The 20,079-nt window shown below is 47.6% G+C and carries 16 protein-coding genes and 1 other annotated feature; of the genes, 12 read left to right on the top strand and 4 right to left on the bottom strand.

Annotation, left to right across the window (positions count from 1 at the left end):
- Positions 1 to 7 precede the first annotated feature (7 nt).
- Complete coding sequence (locus tag ACFVS2_RS22775) at positions 8 to 1,531, bottom strand: glycine betaine uptake BCCT transporter (RefSeq protein WP_390237977.1); 1,524 nt, start codon at positions 1,529 to 1,531, stop codon at positions 8 to 10.
- A gap of 94 nt (positions 1,532 to 1,625) precedes the next feature.
- Complete coding sequence (locus ACFVS2_RS22770) at positions 1,626 to 2,498, bottom strand: LysR family transcriptional regulator (protein WP_007726059.1); 873 nt, start codon at positions 2,496 to 2,498, stop codon at positions 1,626 to 1,628.
- Positions 2,499 to 2,654: 156 nt separating this feature from the next.
- Between ACFVS2_RS22770 and ACFVS2_RS22765 the strand changes: the two genes are divergently transcribed.
- Together ACFVS2_RS22765 and ACFVS2_RS22760 are read left to right on the top strand one after the other, a co-directional pair.
- A complete protein-coding gene (locus tag ACFVS2_RS22765; protein ID WP_390237975.1) occupies positions 2,655 to 3,947 on the top strand; it encodes an NCS2 family permease in 1,293 nt (430 codons plus the stop codon).
- Positions 3,948 to 4,060: 113 nt separating this feature from the next.
- Positions 4,061 to 4,453: a VOC family protein gene (locus tag ACFVS2_RS22760; protein WP_390237974.1), complete on the top strand. Its 393-nt coding sequence runs from the start codon at positions 4,061 to 4,063 to the stop codon at positions 4,451 to 4,453.
- A 102-nt stretch (positions 4,454 to 4,555) separates the two neighbouring features.
- Here the strand turns inward: ACFVS2_RS22760 and ACFVS2_RS22755 are convergent, their stop codons facing one another.
- Positions 4,556 to 5,626: a hypothetical protein gene (locus tag ACFVS2_RS22755; protein ID WP_390237973.1), complete on the bottom strand. Its 1,071-nt coding sequence runs from the start codon at positions 5,624 to 5,626 to the stop codon at positions 4,556 to 4,558.
- Between the two features lie 305 nt (positions 5,627 to 5,931).
- Here ACFVS2_RS22755 and ACFVS2_RS22750 point away from each other — a divergent pair, with 305 nt between their 5' ends.
- From ACFVS2_RS22750 to ACFVS2_RS22715, 8 genes are all read left to right on the top strand, one after another.
- The gene (locus ACFVS2_RS22750; protein WP_106839119.1) at positions 5,932 to 6,345 is read left to right on the top strand and encodes a nuclear transport factor 2 family protein; all 414 of its coding nucleotides are present in this window, start codon (positions 5,932 to 5,934) and stop codon (positions 6,343 to 6,345) included.
- A gap of 37 nt (positions 6,346 to 6,382) precedes the next feature.
- Positions 6,383 to 6,796, top strand: coding sequence for a nuclear transport factor 2 family protein (locus ACFVS2_RS22745; protein WP_017247339.1), 414 nt, complete (start codon positions 6,383 to 6,385; stop codon positions 6,794 to 6,796).
- 52 nt (positions 6,797 to 6,848) lie between these two features.
- Positions 6,849 to 7,733, top strand: coding sequence for an alpha/beta fold hydrolase (locus tag ACFVS2_RS22740; RefSeq protein WP_390237969.1), 885 nt, complete (start codon positions 6,849 to 6,851; stop codon positions 7,731 to 7,733).
- Between the two features lie 184 nt (positions 7,734 to 7,917).
- Positions 7,918 to 9,510, top strand: a complete 1,593-nt coding sequence (locus ACFVS2_RS22735; protein WP_390237967.1) for an acetolactate synthase large subunit — start codon at positions 7,918 to 7,920, stop codon at positions 9,508 to 9,510.
- Between the two features lie 101 nt (positions 9,511 to 9,611).
- A complete protein-coding gene (locus ACFVS2_RS22730; RefSeq protein ID WP_390237964.1) occupies positions 9,612 to 10,094 on the top strand; it encodes a DinB family protein in 483 nt (160 codons plus the stop codon).
- Between the two features lie 16 nt (positions 10,095 to 10,110).
- Entirely contained in the window at positions 10,111 to 10,707 is a 597-nt protein-coding gene (locus ACFVS2_RS22725; protein WP_390237961.1) for a TetR/AcrR family transcriptional regulator, read from the top strand.
- Positions 10,708 to 11,014: 307 nt separating this feature from the next.
- Positions 11,015 to 11,695, top strand: coding sequence for a queuosine precursor transporter (locus tag ACFVS2_RS22720; protein ID WP_390237959.1), 681 nt, complete (start codon positions 11,015 to 11,017; stop codon positions 11,693 to 11,695).
- A 171-nt stretch (positions 11,696 to 11,866) separates the two neighbouring features.
- Positions 11,867 to 17,362 carry a chitobiase/beta-hexosaminidase C-terminal domain-containing protein gene (locus tag ACFVS2_RS22715; RefSeq protein ID WP_390237956.1) on the top strand — a complete coding sequence of 1,832 codons (5,496 nt, stop codon included), beginning with the start codon at positions 11,867 to 11,869 and terminating at the stop codon, positions 17,360 to 17,362.
- A gap of 58 nt (positions 17,363 to 17,420) precedes the next feature.
- Here the strand turns inward: ACFVS2_RS22715 and trpS are convergent, their stop codons facing one another.
- Positions 17,421 to 18,407 carry a tryptophan--tRNA ligase gene (gene trpS, locus ACFVS2_RS22710; RefSeq protein ID WP_017247332.1) on the bottom strand — a complete coding sequence of 329 codons (987 nt, stop codon included), beginning with the start codon at positions 18,405 to 18,407 and terminating at the stop codon, positions 17,421 to 17,423.
- A 70-nt stretch (positions 18,408 to 18,477) separates the two neighbouring features.
- Positions 18,478 to 18,755: a binding site (T-box leader), on the bottom strand.
- Positions 18,756 to 18,886: 131 nt separating this feature from the next.
- Here trpS and ACFVS2_RS22705 point away from each other — a divergent pair.
- Together ACFVS2_RS22705 and ACFVS2_RS22700 are read left to right on the top strand one after the other, a co-directional pair.
- Complete coding sequence (locus ACFVS2_RS22705) at positions 18,887 to 19,477, top strand: TetR/AcrR family transcriptional regulator (protein WP_390237954.1); 591 nt, start codon at positions 18,887 to 18,889, stop codon at positions 19,475 to 19,477.
- A gap of 15 nt (positions 19,478 to 19,492) precedes the next feature.
- A complete protein-coding gene (locus ACFVS2_RS22700; protein ID WP_390237951.1) occupies positions 19,493 to 20,029 on the top strand; it encodes an HXXEE domain-containing protein in 537 nt (178 codons plus the stop codon).
- Positions 20,030 to 20,079 lie beyond the last annotated feature (50 nt).

Below are 20,079 nucleotides of genomic sequence, written 5' to 3'. Positions count from 1 at the left end.
CTCCTTTTTACAACTCCTTCAACAACCTCTCCAGCTTCTTCTGCTGATCCTTCCGTTTCTTTTTCGCAATCCGGTCTTCTTCCTGCAATGCCATGACAAGAGAAAAGCACATCAGGACCATGATGACGGTAAAAGGCAGCGCTGCCACAATAGAGGCTGTTTGCAGACCTTCTAAGCCGCCGCTTAACAATAGAACGATCGCGATAGCGGATTGGAGGATGCCCCAGGTGATTTTTACCCGGTTCGACGGGTCCAGGTTGCCATCAGAAGACAGCATGCCGAGTACAAAAATAGCTGAATCCGCCGATGTGATAAAAAACGTGATGATCAAAAGAATCGCAACGACAGCGAGGATGTATCCCATGGGCAACTGCTCCAGTGCGAGGAACAACGCAGTCGAGATGTCACGTTGTACCGCTGCCCCTATAGCTGCTTGATCAAAAATCTCGAGATGAAGCGCAGTCCCGCCAAACACCGAAAACCAAATGAAGCTCAACAAACTCGGAACGAGCATCACGCAAATGACGAATTCCTTGATCGTGCGACCTTTGGAGACGCGTGCGATAAACATGCCAACGAACGGCGCCCAGGCAATCCACCACGACCAGTAAAACAGCGTCCAGTTGGCTACCCATGTCCCTTGTGTAAAAGGGGTCAGCCGCAAGCTCATCGAGATGAGATTGTTCAAATAACTGCCCAGCGTGCTGGTGAAGGCGTCAAAAATAAACGAGGTTGGTCCCAATACGAGCGTCAGCAGGAGGAGCAACAAGGCCAATACCAGATTCGTATTGCTTAAATACTTGATTCCCCGATCCAGTCCTGTCGTAGCCGAGAGCAGAAATAGTACCGTAATAATGGAAATGATCACGATTTGCACGGTGGTGTTCGTCGGCAATCCAAAGAGGTGAGACAAACCTCCGTTTATTTGCAGAGTTCCGAGGCCAAGTGAGGTTGCGACACCGAATGCCGTGGCGATGACAGCCAGAATATCGATCCCTTTTCCGATCGGTCCGTGTATACGCTCACCGAGCAGCGGGCCAAAGGTAGAGGAGATCAAGCCCTTCGCCCCTTTGCGAAATTGAAAATACGCGAGAGCGAGAGCGATGAGAGCGTAGATCCCCCATGGATGCAGCCCCCAGTGAAAAAACGCATACCGCAGAGCAGTTTGTGCGGCTTCGGTCGTTTGTCCGGTCACACCTGCTGGCGGAGAGAAGTAATGAGAGACGGGCTCTGCCACTCCCCAAAAGACAAGACCAATCCCCATCCCAGCAGAAAACAACATGGCAAACCATGTAGGGAGCGAATATTCCGGCTCGTCATCGTCGCTCCCTAAAGGGATTTGTCCGTATCTGCTAAAGGCAAGGAAGATACAAAAGATCAGAAAACCGAAAGTCACGATTAAATAAAACCAACCAAAATTCGTCGTGGTCACTTTCAATACATGGGAAGCCGCAGAGGCGAAAAGCTCAGGAGAAATCGCGCCGAACAGCACAATGACAAATACAATGACCAAGGATATCAGGAAAGTCATCTTTATCCTCCCGGGAATCTACAAGAAATGGTAATAGTTTATCATCCCGCGGGATTTCCAAGATTATTCCGGATGTGACCGCTCCTGAATGGAGTTACGATGAAAACGTCTCGATAAACCGATTCGCTGCTTTGGACAGATGGCGTCCAGACTGCCAAACGACAGCAGCGGAAGAATAAATGGAAGTTCCGGAGAGGCGAATCCCGCGAATTTGTTCGCTCTGATGAGTCTCCCATGCCGAGATAGGGACGATGGAGGAACCGACCGAGGAGGCGACCATGCTGACGATGAGAGAGATGTCCGGGCACTCGCAGATGACGTGCGGTTCCACGCCTAGACGGGAGAACTCTTTAATAATCAAGTCGTAGATGCCCAATCCTGGCGTGCTCGGCATGATGAGCGGAAGCTCCGCGATCTCGCGCATTTCGATTTCCTTGCGATCGGCATAGGGGGAGGTGGCAGGAACGATGAGCACAAAATCCTCTTCCTCCAACGGAATCATGGTGCAGTTGTTCAACGAGTGGGGAAGGCGTACGATAGCGACTTCTATGGTTCTGCGCTCCAGCCACTGATTGAGGAGCTGCGTATCGCCTTTCCAGATTTTATACGTAATGAGCGGATACTTTTGCTGAAACACACGAATTTGTTCTGGCAGGCGGTAGGCCGACAGTGCACTGACACCGATGGACAACGTCCCCCGAATGCCTTCGCCTGTTTCTTTGACCTCGGAGAGAGCTTCCTCCATTTGATGAACGATATTGAGCGCCTGTTTATAGAGAGTGACGCCTGCTTCTGTCAGGATCATTTGTTTTCCTGAGCGCTCAATGAGCATGACCCCGAGCTCCTCCTCCATTTGCTTCAGCTGCTGACTCAAAGGTGGCTGGGCCATGTTCAGTCTTTTAGCCGCCCCCGTTATTTGACCTTCCTCTGCTATGGCGATAAAGTAACGCAGTTGCCGAATATCCACACACAATGCCTTCTTTCCTTACGAGAATGGTTCCATATGAAAACGATATGAAAATTAGATTTTATGGATATTTTTCATATTGATGAAGCTATGATAGCATGTTTCCTGTGAATCTTCACTTCATGGAATAGACATAAAGGAAAGAAGGGGAAATCCGTGCGTACGTGGATGGAAAAGCTATTTCACTTGCGCGCTTACGACACGACGTTTCAAAGGGAACTCATCGCCGGATTTATTGGCTTTGTCACCATTGTCTACATTGTTGCCGTAAACGCTTCGATTTTAAATGATGCTGGAATACCGATGGAAGCAGGCATTCTGGCGACTGTATTGACGGCATTTATCGGGTCACTTCTTATGGCCTTTTGGGCAAATGCTCCGATTATTCTGGTTCCCGGAATGGGGATCAACGCCCTGTTTACGTTCACGTTATGCCAATCGATGGGCCTCACTTGGCAGGAAGCATTAGCTGCAGTTTTTGTTTCGGGTCTGATCTTTACTGTGATTGCCTTTACCAAGGCTGCGACGATATTGTCCAATGCGATTCCCGCTTCGCTAAAAGAAGCGATTACTGTAGGGATTGGGTTGTTCTTGACCTTCATCGGTCTGCAAAAAGGCGGGCTGATCGTCATGAATCCGTCTACATTTGTTGCGCTGGGTGACTTGTCCAGCCCGCATGTGATCGTCACGCTGATTACTTTGATTGTTACGTTGATTTTGTTTGTTCGCAATGTGCCGGGCAACTTCTTGATCGGAATTACGGTTGGTACAGGACTTGGCTTTTTGTTCGGGATTGTCGAGCCAGGAGGAGGAGGATCGTTTTCGTTTGCGGATTACGGAAGCGTATTTGCGGGTCTTTCCTTTTCTGCCATTTGGGCGTTGCCATTTTGGATCGCGACCTTCTCATTGGCGATGGTCATCGTCTTTGAAAATATTGGCTTGATTCATGGGCATACCTCGATGCTTGGACAGCCGGAGAAGTTCGGCCGCTCGCTGCAAGCAAATGCGTTGTCGGCTGCCATCTCTGGCATTTTGGGAACCAGTCCGACGGTTTCGACAGTGGAGACCGCGGCAGGAATCGCAGCAGGAGGAAGGACGGGACTGACCGCACTTGTAACAGGTACCTTGTTCCTGCTCTCGCTCGGTTTGCTTCCTGTCATCAAAATGATTCCGGATGGAGCCATTGCCCCGGTGCTCATCATCATTGGCGCATTGATGCTGCAAAATGTACAGAATATCAATCTGAAGGACTTCTCGGAAGGCTTCCCTGCCTTTTTGATCATCGCGATTATCCCGTTGTCCTACAGCATTGTAGATGGAATTGCGTTTGGATTCGTGGCGTATCCGCTTATGAAGCTCGCATTGGGCAAACGTCGCGAAGTGCCTGCGCTCATGTACGTCATCGCCGGATTGTTCTTGCTGAATCTCATGCTGCCGATATTCACATAAAAGAGTAGTTTTCCCTCGACTTGAGTCGGGGGTTTTTTTGTTCTGTTCTCTAGAAAGTGGTGCAAGGATTGTGAAATAATGGATGGAAATTTCAGAGAACAGGAGGCCTTTCCATGATCCATGAGATGACGTTTCAATTGCGTACTTCTAATTTCACCAAAGGACAAGCCTGGTACCAGAGCTTTTTGCAAAGAGAGCCGGATTTTGTTCCACATGAAGGATTTGCTGAGTGGGAAGTACTGCCTGGGTGTTGGCTGCAGCTGGCAGAGGGGATACCAGCGGAAGGAAGCGGTCCGGTGCGATTTGCCGTGGTCGATATCGAGTCGGAAAGAGAAAGACTGATCAACGAGCTTCAAATCGAGCGGTTTGAGATTTTCCAACGCGAAGAAGTGCCGGTCAAGTGGGGGACGTTTGCCGATCCATGGGGGAATCGCATTGGTCTTTTCGAGTACCTGGATCCAGCTGAAAAAGAGGAGAAGCAAAAAAGACTTGAGAAGCTGAGGTGAAAAAAGAGAATGGTTTTGCCTCGTAAAAACTCAATAAAACGAAAACAATCCCTTTGCCAATGAGAGTGGCAAAGGGATTGTTCGTGGAGAGAAGCGTATGAATTATCGTTTTACCAGCGTAAACGCTTGTTTTACTTGGTCCAGAGACATCATCAGAGGGATGAATTTCTTCCCTTCTTTGCTTGCTGGATCAAATACCGTATCTTGTGGCAAGCTTGCTACATAAACCGTGTTGGTTGCTTGGTTACGTGCAATTTCGGTGCCGACTGGCGGCTCGTCCGGGTTGTTCAGTTTTTTCCAGTCATTCAGGTCAAACGCGGTGATAACCACAACAGGTGTACGATCTTCCGCTTTGTCAGCATTGAAAATGAAGCGGGTTACACTGTTTGCTTCTGGCAAGTATTCGTCTGCATTTGGTCCAGTTTTTTCCTCAACAAGGATGTTGCCGTTCCAAGATTTTGGACCTTTAAAAGCAAAGGCAGAGTCTTGGCTTTTGAAAGTATCATGATAGACTTCGAGTGGTTTTACAGCTGGTTCGAAGTTGGCACTCATCAATTCCCATTTGGTTTGGTTCCACTTCCATTTGGATTTGAGGTAGCCGCGAACATCTGCATTGTAATCACCAGTCAGACGCTCTGTGCCTTCCAGTACATAGAGACCATTTTTGTTTAGATCGATTGGTTTCAGTTCTACGAAGTCCGCTCCGACTACACCCGCTTTGTTTTTATCCAGACCTGGCAGGCTGAGCTCTTTCGCTTTTCCATCTTTAATGTTGTAGATGTGATTGGTTGTGTAGCCACCGCTTCCGCCAGTGCTTGCAGTAACCATGATCTCGCCTTTTTTATCGTAAGTGAAATCTTGAACGGAGAGCTTCGGCTCGTAGCCGTTGTCCTTCACGTCGATGTTAAAAGATTGCTTCGTTTTGCCATCTGTTACTTTGATAGTGAGGTCCTTAACGTATGGGCTGTTTTTCTCTTTTTTCCCGTACAGAACGACTGTGTCTGCGGTCTTGTCACCCGTTACGTCTGCTGTTTTTTTCGTAATCTCTTGCAAGCCTTTTGTTGTAGCAGTTGTGTTGCTTGCATCTGCTGTAATTGCATAACCTCCAGTGAAAAGTACGGAAGTAAGTACAGTTCCTGTTACGAGTTTGTTCAAGTGTTTCATGTGTTTCATGTGATGAATCTCCTCCCCAGTCTTGCTGACTGATCATGATGTAATGTGTAGTGTGCTGTATCTTATGCTTGTCCTTGCTACACGTTCATTATGTACGATAGTGTGGATGCATTGGTTACAGACTATCGACATAAATCCTACAAATCAGTAACAGGTAAATGCTAGGGTGCGAGGAGGTTGCTCGCTTCTAGGATTAATGGACGAGAAAATATTATTTGATTTTAGACAGACCTGTCTGTATACTATAATCCAAGGAGAGCGGATGCGCCTCCACCAACATTCAACAAACGAAGGGAAGATCGACCATGAGCAAAGACATTCGACCACCGTTTACAAAGGAGTCTGCATTGGCTAAAGTGCAGTTTGCTGAGGATGCTTGGAATTCTCGCAATCCGGAGCGGGTATCTTTGGGATACTCCGTTGATTCCAATTGGCATAATCGCACAGAATTCTTTACCGGCCGAGAAGCTATCAAGACGTTTTTGACAAATAAGTGGGCTAGAGAACTGGACTACAAACTTAAGAAGGAACTTTGGTGCTACACGGACAATCGGATTGCAGTGCGTTTTGAGTACGAATACCGTGATGCAAATACAGGTCAGTGGATGCGATGCCATGGAAATGAATACTGGGAGTTTGCCGAGGATGGTCTCATGAAGAGACGGGATATGACGGGGAATGATTTTCCTATCAAAGAGGCGGATCGTAAATTCAAATAATGATTTGAACTATAAAAAATAAAAAGGATGATAAAAAATGAGTAAAGACATTCGACCACCGTTCACACTTGAATCCGCGTTGGCAAAAGTAAAATTTGCCGAAGATGCTTGGAACTCTCGCGATCCGGAACGCGTGTCACTAGGGTATACCGTTGACTCCAACTGGCGCAACCGCACAGAGTTTTTTACAGGCCGCGAGAATATTAAAGCTTTTTTGACGAAGAAATGGGCAAGGGAGCAGGACTATAAACTCATGAAAGAGCTTTGGTGCTACACGGACAACCGGATTGCGGTTCGTTTTGAGTATGAGTACCGTGATGCAGAAACTGGTCAATGGATGAGATGCCATGGAAATGAGCTTTGGGAGTATGACGAAGACGGTCTTATGAGAAGACGGGATATGAGTGGAAACGATTATCCGATTAACGAAAATGATCGGCGTTACAAATAACCCTCGGGAAATAGCAGCGTGTTCCAAAACCACCGGAAATGAGGTGAAAACGATGACAGTATATTACAAAACAGAATGTGTGGACGGTCTCGCCATTTTTTATCGGGAGGCTGGGAATCAAGAGAACCCGACCATTTTGTTGCTCCATGGGTTTCCATCTTCTTCTCACATGTACCGCAACTTAATTGACGAGCTCTCTGATGAATACCATATCATTGCACCTGACTATCCTGGTTTCGGTAACAGTGATCAGCCTTCTACGGCCGAATTTGCCTATACCTTCGACAAATTGGCCGATGTAATGGACGTATTTGTCGAGCAGCTCCAATTAAAGAAATACAGCATTTATGTCCACGATTATGGGGCGCCAGTCGGATTCAGATTGGCTGTCAAACATCCAGAACGAGTCCAAGCCATTATCTCTCAAAACGGAAATGCATACGAAGAAGGCTTGCTATCTTCGTGGGCTCCCGTACGGACGTATTGGGAAAATCCGGCTGATGATGCCTCTATCAACAATGTTTTAGGTCTGCTGAAACCTGAGTTCACAAAACATCAGTATGTAAACGGGACACGCAACCCGGAAAAAATCAGCCCAGACAGTTGGAATTTGGACCAATATGTGCTGGAGCAACCTGGGAATAGTGAGATCCAGCTTGCCCTGCTCTATGATTATCAAAACAATTTGAAACAATATCCGAGTTGGCATGAGTATTTCCGGACCTACCAGCCTCCGACATTGGTTGCTTGGGGAAAAAATGATATGTTCTTTGGTCCGGATGGGGCGTTGGCTTACCAAAAGGACTTAAAAGATGTTGAGGTTCATCTGCTCAATACGGGTCATTTTCCTTTGGAAGAAGATTTGGAAATCAGCGTAGCGTTAATTAAGCGATTTTTAGGTGAGCGAATAAAGGAATTGGAAAACGGCGTGCAATAACAGCTGAACGGTGACCCGTGGGATGGCCCCTTTGAAAAACTGGCTCTCTTGCGGGTCCGTTCAAAGATTTTTATAGATCATGAATGACACATATACTCCAGTTGGATCAACAAATGAATAAAATTGGACTTTGCATACGAAAAATAGATGTAATCCACCAAAAGACTAATAATGGAGGAGCCATATGAAAGCGAGCGACCTTGTGGTGCAATGTCTGGAGGCTGAGGGAGTTGAGTACATTTTCGGCATCCCGGGTGAAGAGACTATTGATCTTATCGACTCCTTATCTCGGTCATCGATTCAATTTGTAGTTACGCGGCACGAACAAGGGGCAGCCTTTATGGCAGATGTGTATGGTCGACTCACGGGAAAACCCGGCGTGTGTCTCGCTACGTTGGGGCCTGGCGCGACGAATCTGATTACAGGTGTGGCTAATGCTCACTTGGACCGCTCGCCATTGATTGCCATTACCGGTCAGACAGATCGTAGCCAGCTGCACAAAGAATCACATCAAAATATAGATACGATACAATTATACAAAGGAATTACAAAATACAATCAGCAGATTGCATCCGCGCACACAATTCCAGAGATCATCCGTAAGGCGTTTGCTCTGGCAACAACCGACAGTTTTGGCGCTGTGCATCTGCAGCTGCCTGTAGATGTTGCTCGGGATACGGTAGTCGGCTCACCACTTCCCATTGGAAGAAAAGCAAAAGTTTGTCCCGACAAGTCATCGCTGCACACAGCCGCACAATTAATCATGGAGGCAAAGAGACCAATCATCCTTGTAGGCAATGGTGCGGTTCGTAGTCGAGCTTGGAAAGAAATTCGACAATTAGTAGAGAAAGCGAATTTGCCATTGGTCAATACTTTTATGGCCAAAGGTTTTCTGCCTTTCGATCACCCGCTGAACCTGTTCACAGTCGGCGGTAGTTTCGATCCTGATGGTTTGCTTCCTCTACATGAAGCAGATTTGGTCATCGCTATTGGATTTGATTTTGTTGAATTTGATTCGAAATTCTGGAACGAGGATAAATCGCGTAAAGTACTGAGTATTAATACCACCTATGCTGAAACTGATGCTCATTTTCCCGTTGAATTGGACCTTGTGGGTGATTTGCGAGAAACGATTAAGGCATTATCAAACCTGTTAAATCGAAGACCCGAACCTGTAGACTATGAGAAGATTCGTGTACGTAGAATGAAGAAGTTGCTGGCCATCCCATCAGAACAGGATCTGCCTCACAAGGTAATGTGGACCTTAAGCAAAAAGCTGCCGAAGGAAAGCATCGTGATTTCTGATGTCGGCTTGCATAAGATCTGGGTATCATTCTGGTACCAGCCAAAACTTCCAGGGCAAACGATTATTTTCAACGGTCTTGCATCAATGGGAGCATCGCTGCCTGGCGCTTTGGCAAGCTGCTTGGTCAAGCCAAACTGTCCTGTTGTTATCATAACGGGAGACGGTGGCTTTCTCATGAATGCTCAGGAGCTCGAGACCGCAAAGCGCTTGGGTCTGAGCTTTACTATCATCATCTTTAATGACCAGCGGTATAGCTTAATAGAGAAGCACCAATGCAATGCCAATCTAGCGGTTACACAGATTTCTTTTACCAATCCGGATTTTAACCTTTTTGCCCAAAGCTTTGGAGTTGCATACAGGCGTGTTACAAATACAGAGGAGTTTCCTCAAGCACTTACAGAGGCAGTAGATAGTGGAGAACTGAATTTAATGGAGATCGTTATAAGGAACCCAATTATAGAGATAAAATAACGTTATTCGCAGAAAAAAGGCCGAAAAATTAAATTTGAAATTATATATACTTGTCTGTATAGTAATGGCGTGGAGACAGAAGGATGAGGGGGGACCAAATAATGAGTGACTTCATTTTAGAACAATTAGGATTTGCTCGACGTCAAACGATTAATTATGTGAGAGAAATGAATGACCGCGATGCTGAAATCATTCCTGTTGGGTTGAAAAATAGCATAAAATGGAATTTAGGACACATATATGTCGTTCAAGAAAAATTCGCTTTTCAACTTTCTGGAAAAGAAGTTCAAATGCCCTCAAATTTCAAGACTTTATTTGACCCAGGAACTCAACCTTCTAACTGGGATCTTGAACCTCCAGCATTGTTAGAGTTGATTGAACTATTGACGGCGCAAATGCTAAGGATCGAATCGACACTTTCGAACAATTTGAAAGAAGCGGTAGAGCCTTCCTATAAATCATCTACTGGACTTTCTTTCACAACAGTTGAGCAATTACTTGGCTTTTCCTTATACCATGAGGCAATGCACTTTGCAACGATCAAAAATATTGGGAAATTAATCGCCAACCTTCGCGGTTATTAATGGAGGAGGAGAAGGCATGAGACAAAGAAAAAAAGAGCAAATACTGGATGTTGCCTCATCCTTGTTTTATAAACAAGGAATTACTGCTACGGGGGTCGATCAAGTTGTAGCAGAATCCGGAGTAGCCAAAATGACGCTGTATAATAACTTTCCTACTAAAGAGCATTTGGTGATAGCTTATCTTGAGACAAGAGACTCCCTTTGGAGAGACTGGTTCGAAACTACAGTTTATAAGAAGGAAGTTACCCCGTCGGAGCGTTTGGTTGCTCTATTTGATACATTAGAAGAGTGGTTCTTGCAATCTGACTTTCGTGGGTGTTCCTTCATAAATACGGCTGCAGAATTTAATGAACCTACTCATTCGTTTCATCAAGTATCTTTAAGGCATAAATCACTATTAAAAAATTTTATCAAAAAACTTGTTCAAGAAGCTGGAGTACGGGAGGAAGAAGAACTAACCAATGCGTTGTATCTTTTGGTAGAAGGCAGCATTGTTACTGCAATGATCGAGGGAAATCACGAAACAGTTCATCATGCTCGCAGAACGGCTCAGAAGCTCGTAAGTATCTTTCTAAAAGAAGCTTCAAGTGGCGTGGAAGAGGGGATTCATTGAGAATCGGCGGACATCGATTTTCATTAATGCCATATCCATAAAAGGTAGTTTTTACATCAAATTCAGGATGAAATCGACTAGAGGCCTATGCATGGTGATGCTGGTCTCTACTATTACCCATTGATAAGACCATCGCCCTTAGTGATGGCTTTTTTGCTTGCGCTTTGTCTTTACGTGCCGGCGACGAACCGTGATTCTCTGGCTTTTCATTGTTGATAAAATAAGAGAATGCAAGTAAAATGATTGAATGCTCAAAACGGGCCGCGGTTCGTAAACTCCCGCGTTATCAAAACTAGGAGGAAATCATATGTTTAATTTTTGGATCGGAGTGCTTTTTGCTCTGGTGAACTTCGGGCTGTTCCTGCTCTGCTACCGATTGTTCGGCAGAATGGGACTGTACGCGTGGATCGGGATGGCAACTGTGTTAGCCAACATTCAGGTGGTCAAAACAATCGAGATGTTCGGTCTGGTCATGACGCTCGGCAATACGATTTATGCTTCTATTTATTTGGTAAGCGATCTATTGAACGAGAAGTATGGGGAAAGAGAAGCGAAAAAAGCTGTATGGTTTGGCTTCTTTACCTTAATTGCGGCAACGATCATCATGCAGCTCGTGCTGGTGTTTGAACCACAGGAAACAGATATTGCCCAAGGTTCCTTAGAGACGATTTTTGGCTTGATGCCAAGAGTGGCATTGGGGAGCTTGTGTGCGTATTTTGTCAGTCAATTTGTCGACGTGAAAATCTATTCGTGGTTGAAGAAAAAATGTCCAGGCCGCAACCAGCTCTGGATTCGCAATAATGGAAGCACGCTCTTCAGCCAGTTGCTTGACTCCATTACTTTTTGTACGATTGCCTTTTTGGGTGAATTCCCGATGGACGTATGGTGGCAAATCCTGTTGACTACCTACCTGATCAAGTTCGTCGTATCGGCAGCTTCGACGCCGATTCTATATATCGCACGCAATATGAAAGTAGACGAAAGCTAATTGACAAAAACAAAGAAAAACCGCCAAGGACGATGGAGCTTGGCGGTTTTTGTTTTTACAAGTTTAGAAGGATTATACAAACTTTACATCAAATTTACATAAGGTTCAGGTTATACGTTTACCATCTTATAGTAGTTACTTCGGAATGATGTGAGGAGGAATGATGCAAGAATGTTGAAAAAAAGAGGAATTGCCTCCCGGTGGTCGAAGCTGGCGCTAATAGCCGCGGTCATGGTGGGAACTGTTTTACCGACGGGGTGGATGCCACAGGCAAAAGCCGCGCGCGCTGATCATGTGGTGATCAGTGAGGTGTATGGGGGTGGGGGAAACACTGGTGCCCTGTACAAGAATGACTTCATTGAGCTGTACAACCCGACAGACACGGCTGTTTCGGTTGGAGGCTGGTCTGTGCAGTATGCTTCTGCTACGGGAACGACGACGTGGCAAAAGGCAGGGCTGACGGGAAGCATAGCCCCTTACGGCTTCTATTTGGTTCAGCTAGCAACATCGGGTGCAACAGGGGGGGAACTGCCAACTCCTGACGATAGCGGGACTCTGAACTTGTCAGGGACGAATGGGAAGGTTGCGCTGGTCAACGACGGTGTCCCGTTAACAGGGGCGGATGTCACCTCCCAGGCCAGTGTCGTGGATATGGTCGGCTTTGGTACTGCCAATTCATCTGAGGGCAACTCACCAGCACCGGCTCCCTCGAATACGACCAGCGCCCAACGCATTAGCGACGCCAGCGGCATTGTGCCGAACAGAGGAAATGGCTGGGATACCAATAACAATGGCAACGATTTTATCACAGGGGCACCTACCCCAAAAAACTCGCAAAGCCCAGTAGAACCGCCGCTACCAACAGACGTGACCGAAAAACTGAATGCCACAGAACTTATTTTTGATCATACTGATCCTATCCAAGCAACAATTCGCGGCTATGTCGGTCAAGGACGGACTATTAAGGTTTATGCGAGTCAGCCTACAGGAACAGGTAGCGACACGCCTTTGGCACAGCAAGATTCGGATGCTTCCGGACTAATTGAGCTGACTTTTACTAATCCCGATCCAAATTCGCTGGGAGTCTATCTCACAGCAACGGAAGGGAGTAAGAAAGAAAGCACGAGTATTGAGCTGAGGCCAGCGGTAGCCAGCACAGCTTTGATCCAGGAAAAAGTCAGCCTGCAAACATTGAACGGTGTGGGCGAGCTACGAGGAGAAGTAGGTGCGGCAGCAGGGAATGCGATACTGCGCGCATACGATCCGCAAAAACAACCGCTGATGCTTAGTAACAAAGAAACAGGAACAGCACAGGCAAACGGGTCATTTTCCTTCACGATTCCAAACATCGACCAGCTGGATCATATTCTCGTAACGCAGCAAACAGTTGGGGAATATGGCAAGTCGTTTGAGAGCCCAGAAGTTAGCGTTACCAAGTCAGCCGTAGGTTCGACGACGATTGCTGAAGCAAGAAGCACCCCGGTAGGAACGAACGTGATTGTCGTCGGAACGGTGACGGCGATGTTTGAAGCGGGCGGACAAAACAACGTGTATTTCCAAGATGAGACGGCAGGACTCGTACTTCGTGCGCCAGGGCTGACTGGCAAAATTGAGGTAGGAGACAAGATCCGAGTTACCGGAAAAATGAGTGATTATTATGGACTGGCTCAACTCGAAGCGCTCACCAATAACGTGGAAATTGTGCAAAAGCAAGCAGGTGTGCCTAACCCACAAATCGTGACGTCGACTGACTTTGCTGCTGCTACAGGAGAAGCGTTGGAAGGCAAGCTGGTGACTGTGAAAGTGGTTACTGTCAAATCAGCATCGAGCAGTAACAATTATTTGCTGGAGGATCAGCACGGTACATTTGGGTCGCGTCCTGCTGAAACACTCCTGCTCCCTGTGGGGAAAAGCTATGCAGCTATTACAGGCGTGGTGAACTACGACCGCAATGTATACAAGCTGGTGCCGCGCACTGTCGCTGATCTCGTAGAGGATGAGAATAAAGTCCCTATGGTCACAGCGAGCCCAGCAGGCCCTATGGTGGCAAAAGGAACAAAAGTCACGTTCTCAACGACAATGGCTGACGCCACGATCTTCTATACGATAGATGGTTCAACGCCGAGCAGCGGAAGCATCAAGTATACAGGACCGATCCAGATTGACGTGGATACGACCCTTTCAGCCATAGCTGTCAAGGATGGTTACACAGACAGCAATGTAGCGACCTTCCGTTACATGATTCAAAAAGAAAACGTTCGGATTCATGATATCCAAGGAACGTCGCACCGATCAGAGATGGCCGATGGAACGGTGAACAATGTTCCGGGAATCGTAACGGCTATCGTCAGAAGCGGCAGCAATGTACAAGGCTTTTATATGCAAGACCCGCAACCGGACGCAGACCCATTTACCTCCGAAGGCATTTACGTTTACGAGCCAAAAGCAGCGGTCAACCCTGGCGATGAAGTAACCGTTAGCGGCACGGTCAAGGAATACGTACCATCGAATAGAGCGGGTACAGACCTCACCCAAACGCAAATTGATGCGATCTCGTACGCCGTTGTCAAGCCAGGCCAATCACTCCCAGACCCTCTCATCCTGGGCAAAGACAACTACAAATATCCGGAAGGGATCATCGACAACGATAGCCTCGGCAAATTCGATCCGGATCAAGACGGCATCGATTTCTGGGAAAGTCTCGAAGGCATGCTGGTGCAGATCGACAATCCAATCGTCGTTGGCGAAACCAAGACGTTTACCAATCCACGTGCAACGGAATTTGTCGTTATTGATGATCAAGCCCATCCGAGTCAACCACGTACACCAGCCGGTGGAGTGGTGCTGGGAGCCAATGATTTTCACCCTGAACGCATCACGGTATCGGACAAACTCGAATCGATTACTGGTGAAGTAAAAGTCGGCGACAAATTTGATGGACCACTGGTAGGCATCATTGACTACGGCTTTGCGAATTACAAGCTGTTCCATACAAGACCATTTACGGTACAGGCAAGTCAATATGTGCCGCCAGTAACGAGTATTTCCCCAAAAGACGATAAGCTGACAATCGCTACGTACAACATCGAGAATTTCTCGGCAAAAACCGATTCTGCCAAAATCAATCGCATCGCCGAGACGATCGTGGACAACATGAAGGGGCCGGATATTATTGGTGTGGTGGAAATGCAGGACGACAATGGGCCGACGGACAATGGGCAAACAGATGCTACGCAGTCTGCGGACGCATTGATCAAAGCAATTGAAAACAAAAATGGCCCGACTTACCGATATACCGATATCGCGCCACAGAACAATCAAGATGGTGGACAGCCTGGAGGAAACATCCGTGTCGGCTTCTTCTACAACCCACAACGAGTACAGCTGGCAGAAGGAACGGCAGGAGGTGCGACAGATGCGGTGCAGATAGAGACGCGAGATGGTGTAGCGCATTTGTCACACAATCCAGGACGGGTCGATCCGACAAACGCGGCGTTTGCTTCGAGCCGTAAGCCGTTGGCAGCGGAGTTCATTTTCCAAGGCGAGCCTGTCATTGTCATTGCCAACCATTTCAACTCCAAGGGTGGGGATCAAGCGCTGTTTGGAAAAGATCAGCCGCCACAGCTGGTGAGTGAAGTACAGCGAATGAAAATTGCCCGTGTGTTAAATAACTTTGTAAAAGAAATCCATGCGGCGGAAGCGAAAGCAAATGTTGTGGTGCTTGGCGATCTTAACGATTTCCCGTTTTCGAATCCGGTGCAGGAATTGGCAGATGGCGTTTTGACCAATATGGTGGAGAAACTGCCGAAGGGTGAGCAGTATACGTACGTGTACCAAGGGAACTCTCAAGTCTTGGATCAAATTTTGGTCAGCAAACATCTGGAGGACGACACAAAGGTTGATATCGTTCACATCAACGCTGGCTTGACTGAGAACGAAGGACGTGTGAGTGATCATAATCCTGTCCTTGTACAACTGGACTTGAAGGATCGCGGCACGCCGGAAAAAACAGCACAAGAAGTGGCAGAAAGCATCACGCAGCTTACTCAGCCAGCAGCGGGTGAGACGCGCTTGAAGCTGCCAGAAGTACCTACAGGCTTTACTATCGCAATCAAGTCTTCTAGTGATCCAGCAGTGATTGCGCTGGACGGCAAAATTACGCCGCCATATCGCCAGACGAATGTAGACCTGGTTTTTGAGGTCACAAGAGCATCCGATCAATCGACAGCAGAAACTAAAGTATTGACCGTGCAGGTTCCAGCCAAGCCGGACTCACCACCGCCAGTTACACCGCCGGACAGAACACCGACACCGGACTCGCAGCGAGAGTTGAACAAGCAAGCAGCTCAAGTCATCTCTGCAAGTAGCGAGGAGAACGCCATTTTAGGACAGGTGGATCAAGTACTCAGCCATCTGGAAAAACTTCTGGATGCCGAGCAATGGACGCCGACTGAGAAATGGGAGACAGTCACCGATACGATCACGACTGTACTCGAGGCAGTGGCCGAGCAGGCTGAGCGAGGAACCATTAGTGAAGAGACACTCCAAGATGTGACGAAGAGCTTTTTGGACAAAGCATTTGACCCGCTCACAGAAGATGGCATCAAGGATGAAGAGATTGCCCGCCTGGCACTTGCCTCCTTGACGAGCTTGGCGAAAACAGCGCTGGAGCCGCTCGATGAAAAGGATATTTCCAAAGAGGTAGCCAAGCATGTCCGTACACTGGCAGAAGAGCTTTTGAAAAAGCTTGGCACTGTCGTCATTGAAGATGGGGATGAGATCAAGGCAGATGACGAACAAGTAGATGAACTTCTAGACGTACTCGGAGAATTCATGAAAGCAATCGAGTCAGTGAAAGACAAGATTGGCTTTGCTCCGGTGCTGTTCATTCAAGTGGAAGAAAGCGATGACGATGCGAGCGACACGCGTTCTCGCAAAGGAGAATCAGCTGATCGGACAGTGACCCTGGAACAGAAGCTGGTTGAACAATTGAAGGAAAAAGAGGTAGGCATTCGCGTAACCTTGGACAGCGAAGCATGGGTAGAGGTGCCTAGCGCATACTTTTCCGCTCAGCGTGCAAGAGAGTTTGCCCTCTCTTTGACGGAAGCAAATGGGGACGGGTGGAAAGGTGTGACTAACCCTGGCGAAGCCTATCTATTGCAAGTGTGGAGCAACGGCAAAAAAGTGACAAATCTCGGCAAGACAGGCTTTACACTTGGTCTGCCAGTCGCTGATGACGCAAGCGAAAAGCTCCAGGCGTATTCGTACCGGAGCAATATGTGGAGAGCAGCTATTGGACTCAAGGGAAAAGCGATCCAGGTGACGAAAGAAGGCGATCTGGGGAGCTTTACAGTAGCGACGGTGGCCACTTATGTCGTCGGTGAGAGTGCCCTGAAAAGAATCGAGATCGATCCGAAATCTCTCAAGCTAGCCCAGGGCGAGGAAGCACAGCTCAAGGTGATGGCGATTCTCGGTAATGATGCGGAAGAAGACGTTACTGAAGCGGAGGGAATCGAGTTCACATCAAGCAAGCCCGAGCAGGTAGAGGTTGATGAGACGGGGCGTATTCTTGTCTTGGATGATGCCAAACCAAGAACAAGAGTGACCATCACGATCAGCTACGCTGGCAAGACAGCGAAGGTAACTGTCACGGTTAAGAGCAATTGACGAAAAGAAAACGGGTTGGGAGACAGCTTCCCAGCCCGTTTTTTGTTGTGGAAATGGATTAGATACGTGCCATCCCCATCACTTTTTCCACTTTGTACAGCATCTCGTTCGCGACCTTATTCGCTTTGTCTGCCCCGGCAGTCAGGATATCATCCAGCTCAGAGGAGTGGAACAGCTGCTCGAAGCGTTCTTGAATCGGACGAAGTGTTTCTACGACAACTTCAGCCAGCTCGGTTTTGAATGCGCCGTAGCCCTTGCCCTCGTACATCGCTTCGATCTCATCCAGTGTTTTTCCGGAGCAGAGAGAGTAGATGGTCATGAGGTTAGAGACAGCAGGCTTTTCAGCTTTGTCATAACGCACAACGCTGTCGGAATCCGTTTGCGCGCGCTTGATTTTTTTCGTGATGGTGTCCGCATCATCCAGCATGGAGATGAAGGCGCCTTGGTTTGGATCGGATTTGCTCATTTTCTTGGTGCCTTCAGCAAGGGACATGATGCGTGCACCAGTCTCAGGCAGGCGAACCTCTGGAATGGTGAAAATGTCGCCATAGCGGTTGTTAAAACGAGCGGCTAAATCACGAGTCAGCTCCAGATGCTGCTTCTGGTCTTCGCCAACAGGGACGAAATCAGTGCCGTACAGCAAAATATCAGCAGCCATCAATGGAGGATAAGCCAGCAGACCGCCTGGAATGGATTCGCCGCGTCCATCGGATTTGTCCTTGAATTGGGTCATGCGCTCCAATTCACCCAAGTAAGAGGTGCACAGCATGATCCAGCCGAGCTTGGCATGGGCCGGTACTTCCGATTGGACGAACAGTGTCATTTTGTTCGGATCGAGGCCAACGGACAAATAGAGAGCTGCGAGACGACGGATGTTTTCGCGCAGGACAGCAGGCTCTTGTGGAACGGTGATCGCATGCTGGTCTACGATGCAGTAAAAGCAGTTGAACTGATCTTGAAGCGGAACGAAGTGCTTCATTGCGCCCAAGTAGTTGCCGAGTGTCATAATGCCGCTCGGTTGAATGCCGGAAAAGATGGTTTTCATGGGAAAGCTGCTCCTTTCAATCGTGAAATATGAATGTCCGAATTACATACAAAAAGGTCCATCCGCCCTGGACAGGGACGAATGAACCGTGGTGCCACCCTTGTTATTTCGCGAAAGGAATCATCCATACGCAAAATCTCTTTGATCCGTACCGTTTCTGTGTAAAACAGCTTGATACGGTGTCCATTGTAACGTACGGACGTAACGCCAAAGCCTACTGCCGCCATGTGAGCGGGTTCGGTTTGGAGCTCGGAAGCCCATTCATCATTTCCTTAACACTGATTCGCACCAACCATCAGCTCTCTGAAGTCTCGAAAAATGACTACTCTTCTTCCTCATTGCCATCAAAAGATACCCTTTGAGCAAACATTTTACGCACTGTCGAAAGAAAAAGCAAGTGGGTCTTGACAAGAAAATCCAAAAGTTGTAAAAATAACTCAATAGTTATATAACTGATGAGTTACTTTCGGGGTGGGAAAATGACCAATGACAAATTGTCGAAAGGGGAGTTGAGTCGCAGTCGGTTGCTTGCGGCGGCAGCTTCTGAGTTCGCAGTAAAAGGCTTTCATCGTACACGGGTGAGTGACATCGTGAAAACAGCAGGCTTGACACAGGCGTCGTTTTACCAGTATTTCGACAGCAAGGAAGGCTTGTATCAGCAGTTGACGGACACATTCGTCACCAAGCTATGGGAATTGGCGGATAGCGGTCAAAAGGTAACGGCTGTGACGAAGGAAGATGTTTTCCTTCAGGTACGGGAGAATCTGCTCGCTTTGTTCCGATTTTTTCAGGAGCAGCCTGATTTGACTCGGATCGTGCTGTATCAGGCAGAAGAGGGCGAAGAGCTGCATCGTAAGTTGGCTTCGATTGTTGCTGTCAACTTGCGACAAAATCAGAATGCTGGGCACGTCCGTGTTGAGTTGTCTGTGGAGGTGGCGGCAGAGGCAATGATCGCAGTCGTAGACCGCATGACGACGCGGTATTTGCTGACGGGTGAGAAAACAGCGGAGCAGCTTGCGGACGACACGGTATCTTTTTTGGCATATGGAATTTTGCAGGCAAACGAATAGAAAGAGGGTGCTTGTATGCTGGAGCTGTCCCATCTGATTTGGCTGTTTTTGGTCGTTTTCATGTTTCATGATTTCGAGGAGATCGTGATGGTAGAAGGCTGGGTGCGAGCAAAAAAAGACATCATTAGACAGACTGTGTCAGAACGGCTTATGAAGATAATAGAGCCTTCACTTTCGATGAACACGGCGCAATTTGCGGTCGCAGTCTCTTGTGTTTTCGCGGTTTTATCGGCAGCGGTCATCCTGACTGTCACGACACTTTCGGCTGGAACGTACCTCCCGTTTTTTCTGGTTTGTTTGCACGTGATGTTTCTCCATGTGTTCATGCATGTTGGTCATACCGTTGTCCTTCGCACCTACACACCTGGTGTGGTGACGGCTGTGGCATTGGTTTTACCGTATAGTTTGTACACGTATGATCGTTTGCTTGAGGCTGGGCTTGTGACGTGGCCGTTGCTATGGAGCACGTTGCCGTACAGCTTGTTGATCATACCTGTTTTGTACGTGGCACACCAGATTGGGGAGGCAGCAGGTAAAGTGATCCCCCGATGAGAAAAAGAAAAGGAGTATGTTATCCTAGTAGAGGGTGTTCAAAAAATCGT

The organism is Brevibacillus sp. NPDC058079 (genome assembly GCF_042885155.1).
GTDB lineage: Bacteria > Bacillota > Bacilli > Brevibacillales > Brevibacillaceae > Brevibacillus.
This window is presented reverse-complemented; position numbering and strand designations above follow the sequence as displayed.

Excerpts from the sequence above, each read along its gene's own strand:
- ACFVS2_RS22775 (WP_390237977.1), bottom strand. The coding sequence starts at position 1,531 with ATGACTTTCCTGATATCCTTGGTCATTGTATTTGTCATTGTGCTGTTC.
- ACFVS2_RS22760 (WP_390237974.1), top strand. The coding sequence starts at position 4,061 with ATGATCCATGAGATGACGTTTCAATTGCGTACTTCTAATTTCACCAAA.
- ACFVS2_RS22755 (WP_390237973.1), bottom strand. The coding sequence starts at position 5,626 with ATGAAACACATGAAACACTTGAACAAACTCGTAACAGGAACTGTACTT.
- ACFVS2_RS22750 (WP_106839119.1), top strand. The coding sequence starts at position 5,932 with ATGAGCAAAGACATTCGACCACCGTTTACAAAGGAGTCTGCATTGGCT.
- ACFVS2_RS22745 (WP_017247339.1), top strand. The coding sequence starts at position 6,383 with ATGAGTAAAGACATTCGACCACCGTTCACACTTGAATCCGCGTTGGCA.
- ACFVS2_RS22740 (WP_390237969.1), top strand. The coding sequence starts at position 6,849 with ATGACAGTATATTACAAAACAGAATGTGTGGACGGTCTCGCCATTTTT.
- ACFVS2_RS22735 (WP_390237967.1), top strand. The coding sequence starts at position 7,918 with ATGAAAGCGAGCGACCTTGTGGTGCAATGTCTGGAGGCTGAGGGAGTT.
- ACFVS2_RS22730 (WP_390237964.1), top strand. The coding sequence starts at position 9,612 with ATGAGTGACTTCATTTTAGAACAATTAGGATTTGCTCGACGTCAAACG.
- ACFVS2_RS22725 (WP_390237961.1), top strand. The coding sequence starts at position 10,111 with ATGAGACAAAGAAAAAAAGAGCAAATACTGGATGTTGCCTCATCCTTG.
- ACFVS2_RS22720 (WP_390237959.1), top strand. The coding sequence starts at position 11,015 with ATGTTTAATTTTTGGATCGGAGTGCTTTTTGCTCTGGTGAACTTCGGG.
- ACFVS2_RS22715 (WP_390237956.1), top strand. The coding sequence starts at position 11,867 with ATGTTGAAAAAAAGAGGAATTGCCTCCCGGTGGTCGAAGCTGGCGCTA.
- trpS (WP_017247332.1), bottom strand. The coding sequence starts at position 18,407 with ATGAAAACCATCTTTTCCGGCATTCAACCGAGCGGCATTATGACACTC.
- ACFVS2_RS22705 (WP_390237954.1), top strand. The coding sequence starts at position 18,887 with ATGACCAATGACAAATTGTCGAAAGGGGAGTTGAGTCGCAGTCGGTTG.
- ACFVS2_RS22700 (WP_390237951.1), top strand. The coding sequence starts at position 19,493 with ATGCTGGAGCTGTCCCATCTGATTTGGCTGTTTTTGGTCGTTTTCATG.